The following is a 20,850-nucleotide window of genomic DNA, read 5'->3' on the forward strand; positions in this document are numbered from 1 at the left end:
ATTCTCTTTTGTTTGCGCCCATAAAAAACGCCGGCTTAACCGGCGTCTGGGCGATTAGCGTGAAGCTCAGGCCTTATTGTCTACTTTGCCACGGGCTTCGTCACGTAATTCTCGTCGTAATATCTTTCCGACATTCGATTTCGGCAGTTCCTCGCGAAACTCAACCAGCTTCGGCACCTTGTAGCCGGTCAGCTGACGACGACAGAAGGTGATCAGCGCCTCCTCCGTAAGAGAAGGATCTTTTTTGACCACAAAAATCTTCACCGCCTCGCCGCTGCTCCCGGAAGGGACGCCTACGGCAGCCACTTCGAGCACGCCGCTGTGCTGCATCACCACATCTTCGATTTCATTCGGGTAGACGTTGAAACCGGAAACCAGGATCATGTCTTTCTTACGATCGACGATACGCAGGAAGCCCTCTTCATCCATCACGGCGATATCACCGGTGTGCAGCCAGCCGTCTTTGATAATTTCATCGGTCGCATCGGGACGTTGCCAGTAGCCCAGCATCACCTGCGGCCCTTTGACACAGAGTTCGCCCGGTTCACCTGGCGCCACTTCGTTATCGTCATCATCAACCAGTTTGGCTTCGGTCGACGGAACCGGCAGGCCAATGCTTCCGCTGTGATAGTCGATATCATGCGGATTCACACTGACCAGCGGGGCGCATTCCGTCAGGCCATAGCCTTCCAGCAAATACTGACCCGTCAGTTTCATCCAGCGTTCGGCAACGGCCTGTTGAACCGGCATACCGCCACCCGCAGAGAGGTGCAGCGTGGAGAAATCGAGCTTCTGGAACTCTTTGTTGTTGAGCAGCGCGTTAAACAGCGTATTCACCCCAGTCATGGCGGTGAACGGATATTTCGCCAGCTCTTTCACCAGCCCCGGAATATCGCGCGGGTTTGTGATCAATACGTTTTGACCACCCAGCTCAATAAACAGCAGACAGTTCATGGTCAGCGCGAAGATGTGATAAAGCGGAAGCGCGGTGATCACCAGCTCTTTTCCGTGGTGCAGCAACGGTCCGTAGGTGGCATTCACCTGTTCAAGGTTTGCCAGCATGTTACGGTGGGTCAGCATGGCGCCTTTAGCCACACCCGTTGTGCCGCCGGTGTACTGCAGAAACGCGAGGTCTTCTGATACCACTTCCGGTTTAACGTATTGCATGCGGTAGCCCGCCTGCAGCGCACTGCGGAAGGAGATCGCGTCCGGCAGGTGGTATTTCGGCACCAGACGTTTGATGTATTTGACGACAAAGTTAACCAGTGTCCCTTTGGCGGTTGAGAGTTGATCCCCCATGCGCGTCAGGATGACGTGTTTAACCTGGGTTTTGTCGACCACTTTTTCCAGCGTGTGGGCAAAGTTAGAGACAATCACAATGGCGGCGGCACCGCTGTCGTTGAGCTGATGCTCCAGCTCCCGCGGCGTATACAGCGGGTTAACGTTGACAACAATCATCCCGGCACGCAGGACACCGAACAGCGCCACCGGGTATTGCAGCAGGTTCGGCATCATCAGCGCGACGCGGTCCCCTTTTTGCAGCCCCAGCCCTTCCTGCAGATAGGCGGCGAACGCCCGACTACGCTCCTCAAGTTTACGGAACGTCATGACCTCGCCCATATTCACAAAAGCAGGCTGGTCTGCGTAACGCCTCACCGAGTGTTCAAACAATTCAACCAGGGATTGATAACGGTCAGGATTGATCTCGGCAGGAACATCTGCGGGATAACGGTTAAGCCAAACCTTCTTCAATGCATCACCTCTGAAATGAGTGTTCGTCGTCATCACAACCCCGATAATAAACAGTTTGTTAACATTATATTAACTCAGCGTACCAGTTTATTAATTGTTCAGATTTAAGGTTGCGAAGCGCGTCACTCTTTTTTTTCGTTTTATTCGTAAAAAACAGAGACAGCGGCTGAGCCGCTGTCTCTTTTCTAACAATTACAGGGAGTTACTCAGTAACGATTGTCTGAACCTGTGCAGGCCCCGGGTTATACCAGCCCCAGCCCGGGTAGCCATACCGATAAGGATGTGGACCCCACATCCACGGATCCATCGGCTGAGGTGGCATGATGACCTGCTGTGTCAGCCGCCAGCGCTTATACCCGTTGACCTGCATGGTCATAAATTTATACGGCGTGTTGCCGACTTTGCCCTCTACCGAACCGGTAATCGGGCCGACGACGGTGACCAGCTGTCCGCGAAAATCGACCGGGTCGAGAAAACCGCCAACGTCGGCATAAATACGCCCGCGGGAAGGTTCGCCAAGGATCGGCCGCGCACCGCTATCCAGCGGAACGGTGGCAATCTCCAGGCGGGTTTTCCCCTGCTGGTTTTGCACCTCGATAACCTTGCCGCCGAAGCGCGCTTCCTGGCCGACGTAAAGCTCAGGCGCATTCATCACGCGAACCAGATCCTGCTGTGGCGTGGGGCTGCTGCCCTTAATCGCATCAGGAACGGAAACGCATCCGCTCAGTGCTATGGCCACTGCGCCTGCCATAAAAAGGCGTACAACTTTAGTCTGAACCGCCATGATGCGACTCCTTTTTCTCAGTTCCTGTTACTGAGATTCATTCCCGGCCCGGAAGTTTCTTCCACGCGACGGTGTTTCGCAAATAAACCGGCTCCGCATGTTCAACGGCCACGGTTTTGCCCGCCTCAAGCAGTTGACAGGCGATGGGAAGCATATCCTCTGCGGCGGGCAGAAGCATGTTGCCGTCTGCCAGCGTGATCCCGGTGCCGTTAGCCATCTCAGGCCATGCCGGCCAGCCGGTGCCTACTGTCGCCCACTCGCCGGACAGCTGTTTCAGCCGCTCGGTCACCGCTTCCGGCTTGAGGACTGCCTCGGTCTCTTCACCGTGCCAGATGCCGTTTTCATCGCGGGTGTATTCTGCCCAGTAAACTTCTCCCATTCGGGCGTCAATGGCCGCCAGAACGCGCGTTGCACCGGTCATGCGCCATGCGCCCTGCGCCATGGTTGCCAGCGTGGAAACACCAATCATCGGCAGTTCTGCGCCCAGCGCCAGCCCCTGCGCAATACCAATTCCAATGCGTACGCCCGTAAAGCTGCCGGGGCCACGGCCAAAGGCCAGTGCGTCGAGGTCGGTTAAGGTGGTGTTGCCCCGGGTTAAAATCTCTTTAACCAGAGGCAGAATGCGTTGGGTGTGTTCTCGTGGGCACTCTTCGAAATGAGCAGAGATAGCACCGTCGTTCAACAGAGCAACAGAACAGGCCTCTGTCGCGGTATCAATAGCCAGAATTCGCATCAGTCGTCGCGCTCTCGCAATGGTCAGTCACAAAATGGCGCGCATCTTAGCATACTCACGGGCAAATTACTCCGCCGTTGGGTTTGCCAGGAAGCGAACCGCGCGTTTAATGTCCCGCGTGCGCGGCGCGGGCGGCAAGCTGGCAAGGAAGGTCGCACCGTAAGGGCGCATCACCAGCCGGTTATCGCATATGACCAGCACGCCGCGGTCGTCTGTGTCGCGAATCAGGCGTCCTACCCCTTGTTTAAGGGTGATCACCGCGTCCGGTAGCTGGACCTCATCAAAAGGATCGCCGCCGCGCAAACGGCAATCTTCCATACGTGCCTTCAGCAGCGGATCGTCCGGCGAAGTAAACGGCAGTTTATCGATGATCACCAGCGACAGGGTATCTCCCCGCACGTCCACCCCTTCCCAGAAGCTGCTGGTGGCTACCAGCAGGGCGTTACCGGCACTGACAAACTGCTGTAACAGTTGCCCTTTGCTGGTCTCGCCCTGAAGCAGAACCGGCAAAGTCATGGTGGCGCGGAACTGCTCCGCCAGATCGCGCATCATCGCGTGGGAGGTGCAGAGCATAAAACAGCGGCCGTTGTTGGCCTCGATCATCGGCCTGAGCATTGCCGCCAGCAGGCGCGCCGCGCCGGGCTGGTTAGGCAGAGGCAGATTACGCGGAACGCAGAGCAACGCCTGTTTTTCATAATCAAACGGACTGGGCAGCAGCAGCGACTCCGCCTGTTCAATCCCCAGACGCCAGGTAAAGTGGTGTAGATCGTCATTCACCGAAAGGGTTGCCGACGTGAAGATCCAGCTTCCCGGTTTTTGCGCCATCACCTCTTTGAATTTATCCGCCACCGTCAGCGGCGTCAGGGCCAGTGTGAAATGGCGGGAGGTACATTCATACCAGTAACTGAACCCCGGCTGGTTTATCTCTTTCAGCCGTTTGAGGCGTGCCCGATAGAGCGTGGCGCGCTCGAAGGCGGCATCCAGCAGTGCGGAACGGCCGAGCGATAGTTTCGCCACGTCGTAACAAAGCTCAAGGGCATCATCGAGCAGCAACAGCGCGCGCTGGATATTTTTGTCTGCCAGCAGCTCACGCAGATTACCGCGATAGCCCGGCTCACCCAGTTGCAGGCGAAAATCCTGCGCACTTTGCGCCAGGCGGTCAGCACACTTCTGCAGCTGTTGGGTATCTTTTAACTCGGTGCGGTAGGCAATGGTGAAATCTTTCGCTAAGTCCTGCAGCTGGCGGCTGGAGAGCGACTGGCCAAAATACTGGCTGGCGATGTCAGGAAGCTGGTGGGCTTCATCGAAGATCATCACGTCCGCTTCCGGGATCAGTTCGCCAAAGCCGCTATCTTTAACCACCATATCGGCAAGGAAGAGATGGTGGTTGACCACCACGACATCCGCATCCATGGCGGTTTTACGCGCTTTCACCACAAAACAATCTTTATACAGCGGGCAGTCGCTCCCCAGGCAGTTGTCGTTGGTACTGGTGACCAGCGGCCAGGCGGGAGAGTCTTCCGGCACGCTCGCGCAGGTGCTGATATCCCCCTCCTCCGTCTGATTGGCCCAGGCGCGAAGAATAATGACATCGCTGAGCGTCTGCACCGGCAGATCGCCGCCTGCCAGCGCCTGCTGCTCAAGCCGTTCAAGGCAGAGGTAGTTGGAGCGGCCTTTCAGCAACGCCAGGCGGCCTTTATACTTCAGGGCGTTGGCAACCGTGGGCAGATCGCGGCTGTAAAGCTGGTCCTGCAGCGCTTTAGACCCGGTGGAGATGATCACTTTCTTTTTAGCCCGCAGCGCTGGCGCCAGGTAGGCATAGGTTTTGCCCGTGCCGGTACCGGCTTCCACCACCAGCGGCTGCGCGGTGTCGATTGCGCGGGCCACGGCATGCGCCATCTGCCGCTGGGGTTCACGCGGTTTAAAACCGGGAATCGCCTGTGCTAACTGACCTTCTGGGGAAAAATCGTCTGCCACGTTGCTCTCTCACTGTATTTTTGCACAGGGATTATGTCAGCCCATCCTCTCCAGTGCCACCCCAAATAGTGACGAGGGGAACACAATATGGCAGTCTTGCCGACTGACATGAAAATAACGAGGAAACGTTTATGACAATTGTGCGCATTGATGCCGAAGCACGCTGGTCTGATGTGGTCATCCATAACCAGACGCTTTACTACACCGGTGTACCGGAAAATCTCGACGCAGATGCCTTCGAACAGACGGCGAATACGCTGGCGCAGATTGACGCCGTGCTGAAAAAGCAAGGCAGCGACAAATCACGCATTCTGGATGCGACCATTTTTCTTGCCAGTAAAGACGATTTTGCGGCGATGAATAAAGCCTGGGATGCCTGGGTTGTGGCGGGACATGCGCCCGTACGGTGTACCGTGCAGGCGACGCTGATGAAGCCGGAATACAAAGTCGAAATTAAGATTATCGCGGCGGTTTAAGCCGGATTACTCCTCTTCATCATCCTCGAAACGCGCCACGATCCGCTCGCCGGTGTGGGTGGCGCGAAGTTCATTAGCAACTTGCGTGATCGCCTGTCCGCTGCTCATCCCCTGGGACATCAGTTCCTGAATACGCTCAACCGCTTTCTGCTGCTGGTCATGGCTCAGAGAAGGTAAACCTGCAAACATTGTCAACTCCTGCTAAATTATCCGCGCTAATTATTTCACGCTGCCCGGTAGTATGCCACACATGAACCCGTTACCCCCTACAGTCATTTCATTACCCTGGCGTTCAGACGCCGCGGAATTCTGGTTTGCCCGCCTCAGCCATCTTCCTTTTGCGATGTTGCTGCACTCCGGATATGCGGATCATCCCTATAGCCGCTTTGATATTCTGGTTGCCGACCCTCTGCAGACCCTGATAACACAAGGGAATGTGACTACGACAGGCAAAACGCAGTCAACGGACGATCCGCTGTCATTACTTCAGCAGGCGCTGGACGCGCTGGACTTAACCGTCCCGCAAAATCCCGACCTTCCCTTCCAGGGAGGTGCGCTGGGCTTGTTCGGCTATGATTTAGGTCGCCGCTTCGAAACCTTGCCGGAGACTGCACAGGACGACATTCCGCTGCCGGATATGGCGGTGGGGCTTTATGACTGGGCAATAATCGTCGATCACCACAAGCAGGCGGTCTCTCTGCTCAGCCATCAGGATGTGTCCGCCCGGCTTGCCTGGCTTGAGGCACAGGTCCCCGTCGCAACAGCGGATTTCCACCTGACCTCTGCGTGGCGCGCCAACATGACCGTGCAGGAGTACGCCGCGAAGTTTGAGCGGGTTCAGGGCTATCTGCAGAGCGGTGATTGCTATCAGGTCAACCTTGCCCAGCGTTTTCAGGCAACCTGTGAAGGCGATGAGTGGCAGGCATTTACCCGCCTCAACGCCAGTAACCGGGCACCGTTCAGTGCATTTCTGCGCCTGGAACAGGGCGCTATCCTGAGCCTCTCGCCCGAGCGTTTTATTCATCTTGCCGATGGCACTATTCAGACGCGACCGATTAAAGGCACGCTTCCCCGGCTGGCCGATCCTGTTGCCGACCGCCAGCAGGCGGAAAAACTGGCGGCCTCGTTAAAAGATCGCGCTGAAAACCTGATGATTGTCGACCTCATGCGTAACGACATTGGCCGGGTCGCTGTACCGGGAAGCGTGCGTGTCCCTGAACTGTTTGTCGTCGAGCCGTTCCCCGCGGTGCATCACCTGGTCAGCACCATTACCGCGCAACTGCCCGCCTCGCGCACGGCCTGCGATCTGCTTCGCGCCGCGTTCCCGGGGGGCTCGATAACCGGCGCGCCTAAAGTGCGGGCAATGGAAATAATCGATGAGCTGGAACCGCATCGTCGAAACGCCTGGTGCGGCAGCATTGGCTATATCAGTCTCTGCGGTACGCTGGATACCAGCATCACCATTCGAACGCTGACCGCCTGTAACGGGAATCTGTACTGTTCTGCAGGGGGCGGAATTGTTGCGGATAGCCAGGTCGATGCGGAATATCAGGAAACCTTTGATAAAGTTAACCGTATCCTGAAACAACTGGAGTAATGACGGGTGGAAAAAGAGAACCTGAAGCTGGATGATTTTCTGTCGCGCTTTCAGCTTTTGCGGCCCAACGTGAGCCGCGAAGCCCTCAATCAACGTCAGGCAGCGGTGTTGATCCCGGTGGTCCGTCGTGAGCAGCCGGGCCTGCTGCTCACCCAGCGTTCGCCACATTTACGTAAGCACGCCGGTCAGGTCGCCTTTCCGGGCGGTGCCGTGGACAGTTCTGACGCCTCGCTGATTGCCGCCGCGCTGCGCGAAGCCCAGGAAGAGGTCGCCATTCCGCCTGAAGCGGTTGAGATCATTGGCGTGCTGCCGCCGGTCGACAGCGTGACCGGTTTTCAGGTCACACCGGTGGTCGGCATTATCCCGCCGGATCTGCAATATCACGCCAGCGTCGATGAAGTGTCTGCGGTGTTTGAGATGCCGCTGGAAGAGGCCCTTCGGCTCGGGCGTTATCATCCGCTGGATATCCAGCGTCGGGGTCATGCGCACCGGGTGTGGTTGTCCTGGTATCAGCATTATTTTGTCTGGGGCATGACGGCGGGCATCATTCGTGAACTGGCGCTGCAAATCGGCCTGAAGCCTTGACTATACTTTACATTCCACCCTCTTCTGCCAGGTTTGCGATCGGCGTCGCGCTATTAGCAAAACCATCGTTAACCATTAGTTTAATTCATGTGAATAGTTAAGCCGAGGTCGGTCTTCCCTCTTACACTATGCGCAGTTATAACATCGTTACTGGAACCCCGGTAACCCTGTCAGGAGTGTGAAAGTGATTAGTATATTCGACATGTTCAAAGTGGGAATTGGCCCTTCGTCTTCCCATACTGTTGGCCCGATGAAGGCCGGTAAACAGTTCGTCGATGATCTGGTCGAAAAAGGATTACTGGAAAGCGTTACCCGTGTCGCCGTGGATGTTTACGGCTCACTGTCATTAACGGGTAAAGGCCACCACACCGATATCGCCATTATTATGGGTCTGGCGGGCAATATGCCGGATACCGTAGATATTGATGCCATTCCGGCATTTATCCGCGACGTGGAAGCGCGCGGCCGCCTGCTGCTGGCAAACGGTCAGCATGAAGTGGATTTCCTGCATGATGACGGCATGCGTTTTCGTAGCGATAACCTCTCCCTGCATGAAAACGGTATGCAGATCCACGCCTTTAGCGGCGACAAAGTGATCTACAGCAAAACCTATTACTCCATTGGCGGTGGTTTTATCGTTGATGAGGAACACTTCGGCAAAGATACAACGGGTGATGTGAACGTACCTTACCCGTTCAAGTCCGCCAAAGAGATGCTGGACTACTGCCATGAAACCGGTCTGTCACTTTCCGGCATGGTGATGCAGAACGAACTGGCGCTGCACAGCAAAAAAGAAATTGAAGACTATTTTGCGAACGTGTGGCAAACCATGCAGGCCTGTATCGATCGCGGCATGAACACCGAAGGCGTACTGCCTGGGCCACTGCGCGTACCGCGTCGCGCCTCTGCGCTGCGCCGTATGCTGGTCACCACAGACAAATTCTCTAACGACCCGATGAACGTGGTCGACTGGGTGAACATGTTTGCGCTGGCGGTGAACGAAGAAAACGCCGCGGGTGGCCGGGTGGTGACTGCACCAACGAACGGCGCGTGCGGTATCGTTCCGGCGGTACTGGCCTACTACGATCACTTTATTGAACCCGTAACGCCTGATATCTACATTCGCTACTTCCTGGCAGCAGGGGCGATTGGTGCGCTGTACAAGATGAATGCGTCTATCTCTGGCGCTGAAGTGGGCTGTCAGGGTGAAGTGGGCGTGGCCTGTTCTATGGCCGCGGCCGGTCTTGCAGAACTGCTGGGCGCCAGCCCGGAGCAGGTCTGTGTGGCGGCTGAAATCGGTATGGAACATAACCTCGGTCTCACCTGTGATCCGGTTGCGGGTCAGGTGCAGGTACCGTGCATTGAACGTAACGCTATCGCGTCGGTAAAAGCGATCAACGCCACGCGTATGGCCATGCGCCGTACCAGCGAGCCACGCGTTTCGCTGGACAAGGTTATCGAGACCATGTACGAAACCGGTAAAGACATGAACGCCAAATATCGTGAGACCTCCCGCGGCGGTCTGGCGATAAAGGTGCAGTGCGACTAACCGTTTCGCCTCAACGCCTCTCTCGCCCATCTTCCACGATGGGCGAATTTTTATCCCTTTCTCGTCGACTTATTATTTCCCCACTACACTTGCTGTGTTGCCTCGGCTTTTGGTGCTGAAGGCGTATTGGGCGGCCTCCCATGCAAACAGCACAGAGGATCATAAAAAAGTATCGCCGAAAACGCGTCATCGTCTGCGTGATGGTTGCGCTTCTTACGCTCATCATTACGCTGGGTATACGCTTTATTTCACAGCGTAACGTAAATCAGCAAAACACCCTGAACTTTGCGGCGCACTCCGTCAACGTGCTTGATAACGTCTTATTGCCGCTGGAAAAAGGGCGCAGTCCGCTTCTGGCGCTGGTCGGAGCGCCCTGCTCTCAGGCGCATTTAGTGTTACGAAAACAGGCGGCCTCACTGCAAACGGTGCGCTCAATTGCACTGGTCAAAGACGGTATCCTTTACTGTTCAAGTATTTTCGGCAATCGCGACGTCCCGTTGCGAGAGATTCAGCCTGCCCTGCCGTCCGCCGAAACAAAGCTGGTGCTCTCCACCGACAAATCCTTGCTTAAGGGAAGCCCGATCCTGATCCAGTGGTATCCGGTTTCTGATAGCGGAGAAGATGGGGTGATGCAGATTGTGAATATCGATCTCATCACTCGCCTGATGCTGGAGCCACAGCGCCCGCTTATCACCGACGTGGCCCTGACCGTAGGGGATAAATACCTGCGCTACGGTGAAAATGTCTCCGACTCGCTGACAATAAACGATGATGAGAGGGTTCTGCGCCAGCAATCCAGCCATTTCCCGTTCACCATTACCGTTAGTGGCCCGGGAGCCAGCGAGCTGGCGTTGATATATTTGCCCTCTCAGCTGCCGCTGGCGCTGATGCTCAGTCTCCTGATGGGTTACGTCGCCTGGCTTGCGACCGCGAACCGCATGAGCTTTACCTGGGAAATTAACCTTGGCCTGGCCGCGCGTGAATTCGAGCTGTTTTGCCAGCCGCTGCTGAATGCCCGCACGCAGAAATGCGTGGGGGTGGAGATCCTGCTGCGCTGGAACAACCCCCGTCAGGGATGGATCTCCCCGGACGTTTTTATTCCGCTCGCCGAAGAGCACAACCTGATTATCCCTCTCACACGTTACGTCATTACCGAGACGGTGAGTCAGATTGGCTATTTTCCGGCAACGCCCGGCTTCCACATTGGCATCAACGCCGCCGCCAGCCATTTCCGACATGGAACGCTCATTCAGGACCTGAACCGCTACTGGTTCAGCGCGCATCCCACCCAGCAGCTGATTGTGGAGCTGACGGAGCGTGACGCGCTGCAGGACGTGGATTATCGCATTGTAAGAGAGTTACACCGTCAGGGCGTGAAGCTGGCCATTGATGATTTTGGCACCGGCAATAGCTCACTCTCGTGGCTGGAAAAGCTGCATCCGGACGTCCTGAAAATTGATAAGTCCTTTACCAGCGCTATCGGCACTGATGCCGTGAACTCCACGGTGACGGACATCATCATTGCGCTCGGACAACGGCTTAGCATTGAGCTGGTGGCTGAAGGGGTAGAAACGCCCGAGCAGGCGCGGTATTTGCGTCATCACGGGGTAGAGGTACTGCAGGGATTTTTGTTTGCGCAGCCTATGCCGCTGAGGGAATTTCCGCAATGGCTGGCGGAGAGTTCGTCTCCGCCAGCACCGCGTAACGGGCATATCGTTCCGCTGATGCCGTTACGCTAGGCTCAGTTACTCTTCTTCGTCGTGGGCCGCCTGCTCTTTAACAATGCGCACCATATCGACGCGATAGTCATTCGCTTCGATTATCGTGATCTGCAGCGGAGGCAGTTCAATGATATCGCCGGTCCGCGGGATTTGTCCGTTAACGGCAATAACCAGCCCAGCCACGGTCGCAATGTCCTCTTCATCGTTGATGATGTTTTCCAGACCCAGCGTGTGCTGTAGCGCGTGCAGATCGGTGGTGCCTTTCACCAGCCAGCCGTCACCGTCGGAGACAATTTCCGGGGTTTCATCCGCATCCGGGAATTCACCGGCAATGGCTTCAAGCACGTCGAGCGGCGTCACCAGACCCTGCACCACCCCAAATTCATTGGTGACGATAACAAAGCTACCGCGTGCGCGGCGCAGGACGCCAAGCAGGTTGATAGGATCCAGTGTTTCCGGCACCACAATCGCCGGTGATGCGGCGGCGACGGCTTCGACGTTAATCCCCTCTTCCAGCGCCACCAGCATCTCTTTCGCACGCACCACGCCGATGATCTCGTCCAGTTCACCCCGGCATACCGGGAACAGGCTATGCGGTGAAGAGAGCAACTGCTGGCGAATCTCATCAACGCTCAGGCGGGAATCGACCCAGCTGATTTCACCGCGCGGGGTCATGATGCCGCGTAGCGAGCGGGAGGCCAGGGAGAGCACGCCGTTAATCATATAGCGCTCTTCTTCCACAAATGCCCCTTCCGGGACGGGAACCGGGTTACGGCTTTCATTGTCATTCTGCACGTTGACCTGGCGGCGACCGCCCATCAGACGCAGAATCGCATCAGCCGTACGCGCACGCAGCGGCTGGGTAGACTGCTGCTTGATAAAGTTATGTCGTGCAATCTGGTTAAACAGCTCGATGAGGATCGAGAAGCCAATGGCTGCGTACAGGTAGCCTTTTGGTATATGGAAGCCAAAACCTTCCGCCACCAGGCTCAGACCAATCATCAGCAGGAAGCTAAGGCAGAGCACCACGACCGTCGGATGCTGATTCACAAAGCGCGTCAGTGGCTTAGACGCCAGCAGCATCACCGCCATCGCGATAACCACCGCAGCCATCATCACCGGGAGGTGGTTCACCATGCCGACAGCCGTGATCACCGCATCCAGTGAGAAGACCGCATCAAGCACCACGATCTGCAGTACCACGACCCAAAAGCTGGCATAGCCTTTACCGTGTCCATCATCGTGCTGGCGATTTTCCAGCCGCTCGTGAAGCTCTGTCGTCGCTTTGAAAAGCAGGAATATCCCCCCGAGCAGCATGATCAAATCACGGCCGGAGAAGGTGAAATCCATGACGGAAAAAAGCGGTTTCGTCAGCGTAACCATCCACGAAATCACGGACAGCAGTGCCAGACGCATGACCAGTGCCAGAGAGAGGCCGATCAAACGCGCTTTATCACGTTGTTTTGGCGGCAGTTTGTCCGCAAGGATGGCAATAAACACCAGGTTATCAATGCCGAGAACAATCTCAAGCACGACCAGCGTGAGCAATCCCACCCAGATTGACGGGTCCATTAAGAATTCCATGAAACGCTCCTGCTAACGGAATGACCAAACGGTGCCCCACTCAACGTGGGCAAAACAGAGGCAGACAGAGTCGATACGTGGCGAGGATCGCCGGTAAAACAGGCGCGGAATGGCCTGGAGGATGACTGACGTCGGTGACGGTCCATATAGTGGGCTGTAGCCCTATACTCCTGAATAATTAAACGGAGGCTAAACATATCAGAGACAATGCGTTTTTAGCAAAGATTTACGTTCCTTTGCAAAGATCTGTAACACAGCTGCTTTACCTTACAGATAATTCTGTAACCCATAGCTAAATTACGGATCTTCATCACATAAATTATTTTTTCACTATCTAAAATAATTCGCGGAAGTCTTAGTTTTTTAACTCTAACCCTTTTCTGAATCGATTCGGTTGGCCAGATACGATTCACAGTGCGACTGCCTGGCAGGCGTATTAATGATAATAAAAGGAGGTAGCAAGTGACCATTGCTATTGTCATAGGCACACATGGTTGGGCTGCAGAGCAGTTACTCAAAACAGCAGAGATGCTGTTGGGTGAGCAGGAAAACGTCGGCTGGATCGATTTCGTTCCCGGTGAAAACGCTGAAACGCTGATTGAGAAGTACACTGCTCAACTGCAGAAACTGGATACCAGCAAAGGCGTGCTGTTTCTCGTTGATACATGGGGAGGCAGTCCGTTCAATGCTGCCAGCCGCATTGTCGTCGATAAAGAGCATTATGAAGTTGTCGCCGGGGTGAATATCCCCATGTTGGTGGAAACCTTCATGGCACGCGACGACAATCCGAGTTTTGATGAACTGGTCGCTCTGGCAGTTGAAACCGGTCGCGAAGGCGTGAAAGCGCTGAAAGCACAACCGGTTGAGAAGCCTGCTCCAGTGGCCGCGGTGCCAAAAGCCGCAGCCCCGGCGAAGCCCATGGGCCCGAATGATTACATGGTGATCGGCCTTGCCCGTATCGATGACCGTTTAATCCACGGCCAGGTGGCAACGCGCTGGACCAAAGAGACCAACGTTCGACGCATTATTGTCGTCAGCGATGAAGTTGCTGCTGATACCGTACGTAAAACCCTTCTGACACAGGTTGCTCCTCCTGGCGTTACCGCGCACGTGGTGGATGTCGCCAAAATGATCCGCGTTTATAACAACCCGAAATATGCGGGCGAGCGCGTGATGCTGCTGTTCACAAACCCGACAGACGTTGAACGCCTGGTTGAAGGCGGCGTGAAAATTACCTCCGTAAACATTGGTGGTATGGCATTCCGTCAGGGCAAAACGCAGGTCAACAACGCCATTTCAGTCGATGCGAAAGATATCGAGGCATTCAACAAGCTGAATGCACGCGGTATCGAACTGGAAGCCCGTAAGGTTTCCACGGATCAGAAACTGAAAATGATGGATCTGATCGGTAAAGTTGGGAAATAAGCCCGCGCCGGTTTTTCACATAAAGCTTATGTAATAGGAGAAGTACAATGGAGATTACCACTCTTCAGATTGTGCTGGTGTTCATCGTCGCGTGTATTGCGGGTATGGAATCCGTACTTGATGAATTTCAGTTCCACCGCCCTCTGGTGGCCTGTACGTTGATTGGTGCCGTTCTGGGTGATATGAAAACCGGGATCATCATCGGTGGTACCCTGGAAATGATTGCCCTGGGCTGGATGAACATCGGTGCGGCAGTTGCGCCTGATGCCGCGCTGGCGTCCATCATTTCTACGGTTCTGGTTATTGCCGGTCACCAGAGTATCGGTGCAGGTATTGCCCTGGCCATCCCGCTGGCAGCAGCAGGTCAGGTACTGACCATCATCGTGCGTACTATCACCGTGGCCTTCCAGCACGCGGCGGATAAGGCGGCCGAAAATGGCAACCTGACGGCGCTCTCCTGGATCCACGTCTCGTCCCTGTTCCTGCAGGCGATGCGTATCGCGATCCCGGCCGTTATCGTTGCGATCTCCGTCGGTACCAGCGAAGTACAGAGCATGCTGAACGCCATTCCAGAAGTGGTCACCGGCGGTCTGAACATCGCAGGCGGTATGATTGTGGTGGTTGGTTATGCGATGGTTATCAATATGATGCGCGCAGGCTACCTGATGCCGTTCTTCTACCTCGGCTTCGTTACTGCTGCGTTCACCAACTTCAACCTGGTTGCGCTGGGTGTGATTGGTGCAGTGATGGCGATTCTCTACATCCAGCTCAGCCCGAAATATAACCGCGTTGCGGGTGCCCCAGCGCAGGCTGCTGGTAATAACGATCTCGATAACGAACTGGACTAGCAGGTGAGCGAAATGGTTGATATGACAAAAACTACCACCGAGAAAAAACTCACTCCGGGTGATATTCGTGGCGTGTTCATCCGTTCTAACCTGTTTCAGGGTTCATGGAACTTCGAACGTATGCAGGCGCTGGGCTTCTGTTTCTCCATGGTACCGGCTATCAAACGCCTGTATCCGGAAAACAACGAAGCGCGCCGTCAGGCGATTAAGCGTCACCTGGAATTCTTTAACACCCATCCTTATGTGGCGGCTCCGGTTCTGGGCGTGACGTTGGCGATGGAAGAGCAGCGTGCAAACGGCGCAGAGATTGACGATGGTGCCATCAACGGTATCAAAGTCGGTCTGATGGGTCCGCTGGCAGGCGTCGGTGACCCGATCTTCTGGGGTACCGTGCGTCCGGTCTTCGCGGCGCTGGGTGCCGGTATCGCCATGAGCGGAAGCCTGCTTGGGCCACTGCTGTTCTTCATCCTGTTCAATGCGGTACGTCTGCTGACCCGTTACTACGGTGTGGCTTACGGTTACCGTAAAGGGGTGGACATCGTTAAGGATATGGGCGGCGGCTTCCTGCAGAAATTGACTGAGGGGGCGTCAATCCTCGGCCTGTTTGTCATGGGGGCACTGGTTAACAAGTGGACGCACGTGAACATCCCGCTGGTGGTGTCCACCATCACCGGTCAGGATGGTCAGACCCGTGTTACCACCGTGCAGACGATTCTGGACCAGCTGATGCCGGGTCTGGTACCGCTGCTGCTGACCTTCGCCTGTATGTGGCTGCTGCGTAAGAAAGTTAACCCGCTGTGGATCATTGTTGGCTTCTTCGTCATCGGTATCGCGGGCTACGCTGTCGGTCTGCTGGGCCTGTAAGACATCACGTAATACGCCGGGGGCTTGCCCCCGGTTTTTTTATCTGGAGGATGAATGACTGTCACGGACATCGTACTGGTTTTGTTTATTGTGGCCCTTCTGGCATATGCGATCTATGACGAGTTCATCATGCCCCGCCGCCACGGCGAAACGCTGCTCTCCCTGCCCCTTCTGCGACGCGGCCGCGTGGATGCGTTTATCTTCGCCGGTCTCATCGTCATTCTAATTTACAACAACGTGACCGGTCATGGTGCAATATTAACCACATGGTTATTATGTGCGCTGGCATTAATGGCGATTTATCTGTTCTGGATCCGTGTGCCGAAAATCATTTTTAAAAGCCGCGGGTTTTTCTTTGCCAATGTATGGATAGAATATAACCGTATTAAAGAGATGAATTTATCGGAAGACGGTGTACTGGTGATGCAATTAGAGCAACGCCGGCTGCTTATTCGGGTCAATAATATTGATGACCTGGAAAGAATATACAAACTTATGCTTAAAACTCAGTAAGTTAACTACATAGCCTTGGCTATATTCTGCGTTTATTTTGCGCACCTGATATAGCCAAAGCTATATTCCATTCTGTCATTTCTCTTATATTTATTAACGTTATTTTCACGCATAAATCTAAATGAAAATCGTTATCAACGCCTTGACGAAATAATGCCGTTTCATTGTTGTTTTATATTCTCAAAATATGTTAAGGTTGCGCCCGTCGTTGGGGAGTAGCTGATTTCCTGTTCGCAGGAAATGTACGTGTCAACATACTCGTTGAAAAACGTGGCACGTACGGACCGTTTGCCGCACAGATTTGTGCAAGGCGGTCAGGCGAGACCATAGATACATCAACTGCTGTTTACTGGGGGCAGTGATGTGTCATATGGATATCTCCCGGTCTGGACGCTTTAATGAATATCTCCGCAACCCTTCTTCTTGCTTTCGGTATGTCCATGGATGCTTTTGCTGCTTCCATCGGTAAAGGTGCCTCGCTGCACAAACCCAAATTCTCTGAAGCGCTACGCACAGGCCTTATCTTTGGTGCTATCGAAACGCTGACACCGCTCATCGGCTGGGGTCTTGGTATGCTGGCAAGCCAGTTCATACTGGAGTGGAACCACTGGATCGCTTTCGTGCTGCTCGTATTTCTGGGGGGGCGAATGGTGATTGAAGGTTTTCGCGGCAATGGCGATGAGGAAGACGAGCCGCAGCACCGCCACGGTTTCTGGCTGCTGGTGACCACTGCCATCGCCACCAGTCTCGACGCCATGGCCGTCGGTGTAGGCCTGGCATTCCTGCAGGTCAATATTATTGCGACCGCGCTGGCCATTGGTTGTGCCACGCTGATTATGTCGACGCTGGGAATGATGGTTGGCCGGTTTATTGGCCCTCTGCTGGGCAAACGCGCCGAGATCCTGGGCGGTATCGTGCTGATTGGCATTGGTGCCCAGATCCTCTGGGCACACTTCGCCGGTTAATCTTCGCGCTGCCAGCAGTGGATACTGAAATCCGTCTGGCAGCGAAACGTTGTTTGCTCCGCTAAGGTTTCCCACACGTCCGGTTTCGCCCGCCATGCAAATGGCGTCATCTGCAACAACGCTACAGCTTCGTCCCCTGCCAGGTTCATCTCGTAGGCCAGCGTCTGCTCCTGCTTCAGCGTAAAGCCCGCCAGTTGCTCAGAATGTGGCGCATGCAGCCGAACCTCATCATAGATAAGCCCTTTAAGCTCCATCAGATGTCGGGGACCTGGCGTGACGGTAATGACCCATCCGCCCGGTTTGATAACGCGTGCCAGCTCCTGCGCCTTACAGGGCGCATAGATGCGGATAACCGCATCCATGCTGGCATCGTCAAACGGCAGTCGGTGGCTCGATGCCACGCAGAACGTCACGCCGGAGTAGCGTTTTGCCGCCGCGCGGATAGCCACTTTGGAAACATCCAGACCAAATGTCTGCGCGCCCTTCTCTTGTGCAACCTCAGCAAACCGCGCGGTGTAATACCCTTCCCCGCAGCCAAGATCCAGCACGCCTGCTGCACTGTCAGTCAGATTATCTTCCAGCAATTGCGCGACGGCCTCTCTGAGTGGCTGATAGTGCCCGGCGTCGAGAAATGCCCGACGTGCCTGCATCATCTCAGCACTGTCACCCGGATCGCGCGAGCGCTTATGCTGCACCGGCAGAAGATTCACGTAGCCTTCTTTCGCCATATCAAACTGATGTCCCTGCGGACAGGCATAACTTTTTTCTGATCGCGTCAGACGCGCGTGGCAAAGGGGACAACTGAAGGACATGGCAGCTCCGGGGCGTAAATCAAAGGGCGAAGTGTACCGCTATTCGCCCCGGTATAAAACGCCTGGGTTAACGCATGACGATAAGGTGCGAGGAATCAGGCGCCAGACCATCGGGTTTGACGTTCTCAAGACGCAATACGTTACCCATAATCTCGCTGAATACCGGTGCGGAGACGGCGCCGCCATAGTACGCCCCGTTTTGAGGATCGTTAATCACGACCACCAGCGCAAAACGCGGATCGCTGGCAGGCGCGACGCCCGCGGTATAGGCAACGTATTTATCGACATATTTGCCGCTATCATCGATTTTCTTCGCCGTACCGGTTTTCACCGCCACACGGTAATCACGTACCGCAGCCTTAACGCCGCCCCCGCCCGGCAGCGCAACGCTCTCCATCATATGCTCGACCTGATGAGCAATCTCTTCCGGCATGACTCTGTGCCCGATAACGGGTGGATCGATACGGGTAATTGAGAGGGGCCGTTCCAGCCCGAAGCCGCCGATGGTGGCATAGACGTGCGCCAGCTGGAGGGGGGTGACCATCAGACCATAGCCAAAGGCGAAGGTCGCCCTGTCGAGCTGGCTCCAGTATTTACGCTGGGGTAACAGACCGGCGCTCTCGCCGGTTAAGCCAAGCCCGGTGTTTGTACCAAAACCAAAGTTCCGGTAGGTATCAATCAGGTGCTGAACAGGCATCGCCAGCGAGAGGCGCGATACGCCGGTGTCGCTCGATTTTTGCAGGATCCCGGTCATCGAGAGTTCAGGGTAGTAACCCACATCCCGAATGCGGTGCCCGTCAAGCATATACGGATGGGTGTCAATGACGCTGTCAGGCTGCACCAGCCCCTGTTGCAATGCCGTCATCAGCACAAGCGGCTTCACGGTTGAACCTGGCTCGAACGTATCGCTGATGGCACGGTTACGAAAATCGTCTATTGTCGCGCCCTGGCGGTTATTGGGGTTGAAATCGGGATAGCTCGCCATCGCGAGGATTTCACCGGTGGGGATATTAATGAGCACTGATGCCCCCGACTCCGCCTTGTTCCAGGCCACTGCGTTATCTAGCGCATCTTCGGTGATGGTTTGCAGGCGCTCATCAATACTGAGCTGAATATTGTGCGCAGGCACCGGCGCGACTTCCGTCAGATTCTCCACCACGCGACCGTAACGGTCTTCCCTGACCTGCCGGACGCCCGGCTTGCCTGTTAGCTGGGTGTTGAAACTTTTCTCCACCCCCTCAATGCCCTGACCGTCAATATTGGTGAAACCAATCAGGTTTGCCGCCACATGCCCGGCAGGATAAAAACGGCGTGATTCATCGCGTAAATTGATACCCGGCAAATTCAGCTTATCGATCCATTTTGCCTGAGCAGGATCCACCTGCCGAGCAAGGTAGATGAACCTCCCCTGTGGATTCGCGTTAATCCGTGACGACAGGGTGTTCAGGGAGAGATGTAACGCATTCGCCAGCGCCTGCCAGCGATCGTCAAAGCCCACGCCCCCTTTTGCCAGCACCGTTTTTGGGTCGGCCCACACGGCCCTGACCGGGACACTGACCGCCAGCGGCCGGCCCTCACGATCCATGATCATTCCGCGCGGAGCATCAATCGGCAGTTCGCGTAGCGATCGCATATCCTCCTGCTTGACCAGGTTGTCAGGTTTAATAATTTGCAGCCAGGCAACGCGGCCCAGCAAAAACGCCAGACTGCAAAAAATGGCTAAACAGAGCAGCGCAAAACGCGCCGGCGTGAAATTGCCGGCGGTCGTTATCATTTTCTTCTTCACCTGAACCCCAGGACTGTTAAACAACGCCCTGATTTAACGGGAAAAGACGGCCGGAGGGAGGGAAAACAGTGCTTCTAACCTCGTAGCTTTGCAACAAGTTACTAACAAGAGCGGGGATGGTAATATTTTGAAAGATAAGGCACATAAAAAAGCCCCGCTATATGCGAGGCTTTATGTCTGAGAGTGAAGTACTACGTGCTTCAGTCAGCAGTGGTTCGATCAGATAGCAGTTACGTTAACTGCAGCTGGGCCTTTCTGGCCGTCCTGAATTTCGAACTCAACGTTCTGGCCTTCAGCCAGAGTTTTGAAGCCGTTACCCTGGATTGCAGAGAAGTGTACGAACACGTCTTTGCTGCCGTCAGCAGGAGTAATGAAACCAAAACCTTTAGACTCGTTGAACCACTTAACTTGACCTTTAATCTTTGCCATTTGCAAAATTCCTTAGAGTGTTTTCTTAGCCCGCAGGCATTACTGAGATAAAACTGAGACATTACTGCATGAGGCACTAATATAAGGTTCGGCAGAGAAGCGGTATTCAACGACAACGTGTTTACTCAGGACTTCTTTACTGAAAATGCCACACATAAACAGAACTGTACCTCGTTTGACCCAAAACGTGTTATCACACACTATGTTTAATATGGCAAGCCATTTTTAAACATGTCTCGATCCGCCGCACAAATTCGAACTGTGCCGGTATGCTTTTGCACAATTATGCGCATGACATATGGACAGCCCTGCTCACTTACACAGACTCGCCGTTGCTTTCACAACCGCTGTTATCTAAGACTTTTTTAACATAGCTCAATCATTCCAGTGCGTCCAGCAACCCGCTAAGAAAAACCCCTACATTAATTGAGTTAGAACGATTTGTGAAAA

20 protein-coding genes and 1 riboswitch are annotated in these 20,850 nt (G+C 54.8%); of the genes, 10 read left to right on the plus strand and 10 right to left on the minus strand.

The window, feature by feature from the left end; translation table 11 throughout:
• Positions 1-66: 66 nt before the first annotated feature.
• The 4 genes from fadD to JTA15_RS08820 all read right to left on the minus strand — a co-directional run bounded on the left by fadD (position 67) and on the right by JTA15_RS08820 (position 5,246).
• Complete coding sequence (gene fadD / locus JTA15_RS08805) at positions 67-1,752, minus strand: long-chain-fatty-acid--CoA ligase FadD (RefSeq protein WP_032669980.1); 1,686 nt, start codon at positions 1,750-1,752, stop codon at positions 67-69.
• Positions 1,753-1,954: 202 nt separating this feature from the next.
• Complete coding sequence (locus JTA15_RS08810; protein WP_020883430.1) at positions 1,955-2,536, minus strand: Slp family lipoprotein; 582 nt, start codon at positions 2,534-2,536, stop codon at positions 1,955-1,957.
• Between the two features lie 37 nt (positions 2,537-2,573).
• Complete coding sequence (gene tsaB, locus JTA15_RS08815) at positions 2,574-3,269, minus strand: tRNA (adenosine(37)-N6)-threonylcarbamoyltransferase complex dimerization subunit type 1 TsaB (protein WP_219373126.1); 696 nt, start codon at positions 3,267-3,269, stop codon at positions 2,574-2,576.
• A gap of 66 nt (positions 3,270-3,335) precedes the next feature.
• Positions 3,336-5,246: an ATP-dependent DNA helicase gene (locus tag JTA15_RS08820; RefSeq protein WP_044858395.1), complete on the minus strand. Its 1,911-nt coding sequence runs from the start codon at positions 5,244-5,246 to the stop codon at positions 3,336-3,338.
• A 131-nt stretch (positions 5,247-5,377) separates the two neighbouring features.
• Here JTA15_RS08820 and JTA15_RS08825 point away from each other — a divergent pair, with 131 nt between their 5' ends.
• Complete coding sequence (locus JTA15_RS08825) at positions 5,378-5,722, plus strand: RidA family protein (protein ID WP_047356847.1); 345 nt, start codon at positions 5,378-5,380, stop codon at positions 5,720-5,722.
• Positions 5,723-5,728: 6 nt separating this feature from the next.
• On the opposite strand, the gene JTA15_RS08830 is transcribed toward JTA15_RS08825, so the two are convergent.
• A complete protein-coding gene (locus JTA15_RS08830) occupies positions 5,729-5,911 on the minus strand; it encodes a YoaH family protein (RefSeq protein ID WP_020883426.1) in 183 nt (60 codons plus the stop codon).
• A gap of 61 nt (positions 5,912-5,972) precedes the next feature.
• Between JTA15_RS08830 and pabB the strand changes: the two genes are divergently transcribed.
• From pabB to JTA15_RS08850, 4 genes are all read left to right on the plus strand, one after another.
• Positions 5,973-7,319 carry an aminodeoxychorismate synthase component 1 gene (gene pabB, locus JTA15_RS08835; RefSeq protein ID WP_219373127.1) on the plus strand — a complete coding sequence of 449 codons (1,347 nt, stop codon included), beginning with the start codon at positions 5,973-5,975 and terminating at the stop codon, positions 7,317-7,319.
• A 6-nt stretch (positions 7,320-7,325) separates the two neighbouring features.
• The gene (locus JTA15_RS08840) at positions 7,326-7,904 is read left to right on the plus strand and encodes a CoA pyrophosphatase (protein ID WP_219373128.1); all 579 of its coding nucleotides are present in this window, start codon (positions 7,326-7,328) and stop codon (positions 7,902-7,904) included.
• 184 nt (positions 7,905-8,088) lie between these two features.
• Positions 8,089-9,453 (plus strand): L-serine ammonia-lyase, encoded by a 1,365-nt coding sequence (gene sdaA / locus JTA15_RS08845; RefSeq protein WP_219373129.1) that lies wholly within the window; start codon positions 8,089-8,091, stop codon positions 9,451-9,453.
• A 140-nt stretch (positions 9,454-9,593) separates the two neighbouring features.
• Positions 9,594-11,192, plus strand: coding sequence for an EAL domain-containing protein (locus JTA15_RS08850; RefSeq protein WP_219373130.1), 1,599 nt, complete (start codon positions 9,594-9,596; stop codon positions 11,190-11,192).
• 6 nt (positions 11,193-11,198) lie between these two features.
• Here JTA15_RS08850 and yoaE read toward each other — a convergent pair whose 3' ends face one another.
• Entirely contained in the window at positions 11,199-12,758 is a 1,560-nt protein-coding gene (yoaE, locus tag JTA15_RS08855) for a CNNM family cation transport protein YoaE (RefSeq protein ID WP_219373131.1), read from the minus strand.
• Positions 12,759-13,220: 462 nt separating this feature from the next.
• On the opposite strand from yoaE, the gene manX reads away from it, so the two are divergent.
• The 5 genes from manX to mntP all read left to right on the plus strand — a co-directional run bounded on the left by manX (position 13,221) and on the right by mntP (position 17,373).
• Positions 13,221-14,183: a PTS mannose transporter subunit IIAB gene (gene manX, locus JTA15_RS08860; RefSeq protein WP_047955763.1), complete on the plus strand. Its 963-nt coding sequence runs from the start codon at positions 13,221-13,223 to the stop codon at positions 14,181-14,183.
• Between the two features lie 47 nt (positions 14,184-14,230).
• Positions 14,231-15,031 (plus strand): PTS mannose transporter subunit IIC, encoded by an 801-nt coding sequence (gene manY / locus JTA15_RS08865; RefSeq protein WP_014170599.1) that lies wholly within the window; start codon positions 14,231-14,233, stop codon positions 15,029-15,031.
• Between the two features lie 12 nt (positions 15,032-15,043).
• Entirely contained in the window at positions 15,044-15,895 is an 852-nt protein-coding gene (locus tag JTA15_RS08870) for a PTS mannose transporter subunit IID (RefSeq protein ID WP_006810994.1), read from the plus strand.
• A 54-nt stretch (positions 15,896-15,949) separates the two neighbouring features.
• Positions 15,950-16,408, plus strand: a complete 459-nt coding sequence (locus JTA15_RS08875) for a DUF986 family protein (protein ID WP_219373132.1) — start codon at positions 15,950-15,952, stop codon at positions 16,406-16,408.
• Positions 16,409-16,606: 198 nt separating this feature from the next.
• Positions 16,607-16,796, plus strand: a riboswitch (yybP-ykoY riboswitch).
• 10 nt (positions 16,797-16,806) lie between these two features.
• A complete protein-coding gene (mntP, locus tag JTA15_RS08880; protein WP_014170601.1) occupies positions 16,807-17,373 on the plus strand; it encodes a manganese efflux pump MntP in 567 nt (188 codons plus the stop codon).
• Here mntP and rlmA read toward each other — a convergent pair.
• The 4 genes from rlmA to JTA15_RS08900 all read right to left on the minus strand — a co-directional run bounded on the left by rlmA (position 17,370) and on the right by JTA15_RS08900 (position 20,556).
• The gene (gene rlmA, locus JTA15_RS08885) at positions 17,370-18,185 is read right to left on the minus strand and encodes a 23S rRNA (guanine(745)-N(1))-methyltransferase (protein WP_219373133.1); all 816 of its coding nucleotides are present in this window, start codon (positions 18,183-18,185) and stop codon (positions 17,370-17,372) included. The two genes, mntP and rlmA, sit on opposite strands and share 4 nt — an antisense overlap.
• A gap of 67 nt (positions 18,186-18,252) precedes the next feature.
• Positions 18,253-19,959 (minus strand): peptidoglycan glycosyltransferase FtsI, encoded by a 1,707-nt coding sequence (ftsI, locus tag JTA15_RS08890; protein WP_072126430.1) that lies wholly within the window; start codon positions 19,957-19,959, stop codon positions 18,253-18,255.
• A 231-nt stretch (positions 19,960-20,190) separates the two neighbouring features.
• Complete coding sequence (gene cspE / locus JTA15_RS08895) at positions 20,191-20,400, minus strand: transcription antiterminator/RNA stability regulator CspE (RefSeq protein ID WP_001062678.1); 210 nt, start codon at positions 20,398-20,400, stop codon at positions 20,191-20,193.
• Positions 20,401-20,439: 39 nt separating this feature from the next.
• Positions 20,440-20,556 carry a DUF2627 domain-containing protein gene (locus JTA15_RS08900; protein ID WP_032611517.1) on the minus strand — a complete coding sequence of 39 codons (117 nt, stop codon included), beginning with the start codon at positions 20,554-20,556 and terminating at the stop codon, positions 20,440-20,442.
• Between the last annotated feature and the right edge of the window lie 294 nt (positions 20,557-20,850).

Origin of the sequence: Enterobacter sp. BIDMC 29 (assembly GCF_019378755.1) — a bacterium.
GTDB classification, from domain to species: domain Bacteria; phylum Pseudomonadota; class Gammaproteobacteria; order Enterobacterales; family Enterobacteriaceae; genus Enterobacter; species Enterobacter ludwigii.

Excerpts from the sequence above, each read along its gene's own strand:
- JTA15_RS08850 (WP_219373130.1), top strand. The coding sequence starts at position 9,594 with ATGCAAACAGCACAGAGGATCATAAAAAAGTATCGCCGAAAACGCGTC.
- JTA15_RS08810 (WP_020883430.1), bottom strand. The coding sequence starts at position 2,536 with ATGGCGGTTCAGACTAAAGTTGTACGCCTTTTTATGGCAGGCGCAGTG.
- JTA15_RS08870 (WP_006810994.1), top strand. The coding sequence starts at position 15,044 with ATGGTTGATATGACAAAAACTACCACCGAGAAAAAACTCACTCCGGGT.
- tsaB (WP_219373126.1), bottom strand. The coding sequence starts at position 3,269 with ATGCGAATTCTGGCTATTGATACCGCGACAGAGGCCTGTTCTGTTGCT.
- pabB (WP_219373127.1), top strand. The coding sequence starts at position 5,973 with ATGAACCCGTTACCCCCTACAGTCATTTCATTACCCTGGCGTTCAGAC.
- mntP (WP_014170601.1), top strand. The coding sequence starts at position 16,807 with ATGAATATCTCCGCAACCCTTCTTCTTGCTTTCGGTATGTCCATGGAT.
- yoaE (WP_219373131.1), bottom strand. The coding sequence starts at position 12,758 with ATGGAATTCTTAATGGACCCGTCAATCTGGGTGGGATTGCTCACGCTG.
- JTA15_RS08900 (WP_032611517.1), bottom strand. The coding sequence starts at position 20,556 with ATGTGTGGCATTTTCAGTAAAGAAGTCCTGAGTAAACACGTTGTCGTT.
- rlmA (WP_219373133.1), bottom strand. The coding sequence starts at position 18,185 with ATGTCCTTCAGTTGTCCCCTTTGCCACGCGCGTCTGACGCGATCAGAA.
- JTA15_RS08830 (WP_020883426.1), bottom strand. The coding sequence starts at position 5,911 with ATGTTTGCAGGTTTACCTTCTCTGAGCCATGACCAGCAGCAGAAAGCG.
- JTA15_RS08825 (WP_047356847.1), top strand. The coding sequence starts at position 5,378 with ATGACAATTGTGCGCATTGATGCCGAAGCACGCTGGTCTGATGTGGTC.
- manY (WP_014170599.1), top strand. The coding sequence starts at position 14,231 with ATGGAGATTACCACTCTTCAGATTGTGCTGGTGTTCATCGTCGCGTGT.
- ftsI (WP_072126430.1), bottom strand. The coding sequence starts at position 19,959 with ATGATAACGACCGCCGGCAATTTCACGCCGGCGCGTTTTGCGCTGCTC.
- JTA15_RS08875 (WP_219373132.1), top strand. The coding sequence starts at position 15,950 with ATGACTGTCACGGACATCGTACTGGTTTTGTTTATTGTGGCCCTTCTG.
- cspE (WP_001062678.1), bottom strand. The coding sequence starts at position 20,400 with ATGGCAAAGATTAAAGGTCAAGTTAAGTGGTTCAACGAGTCTAAAGGT.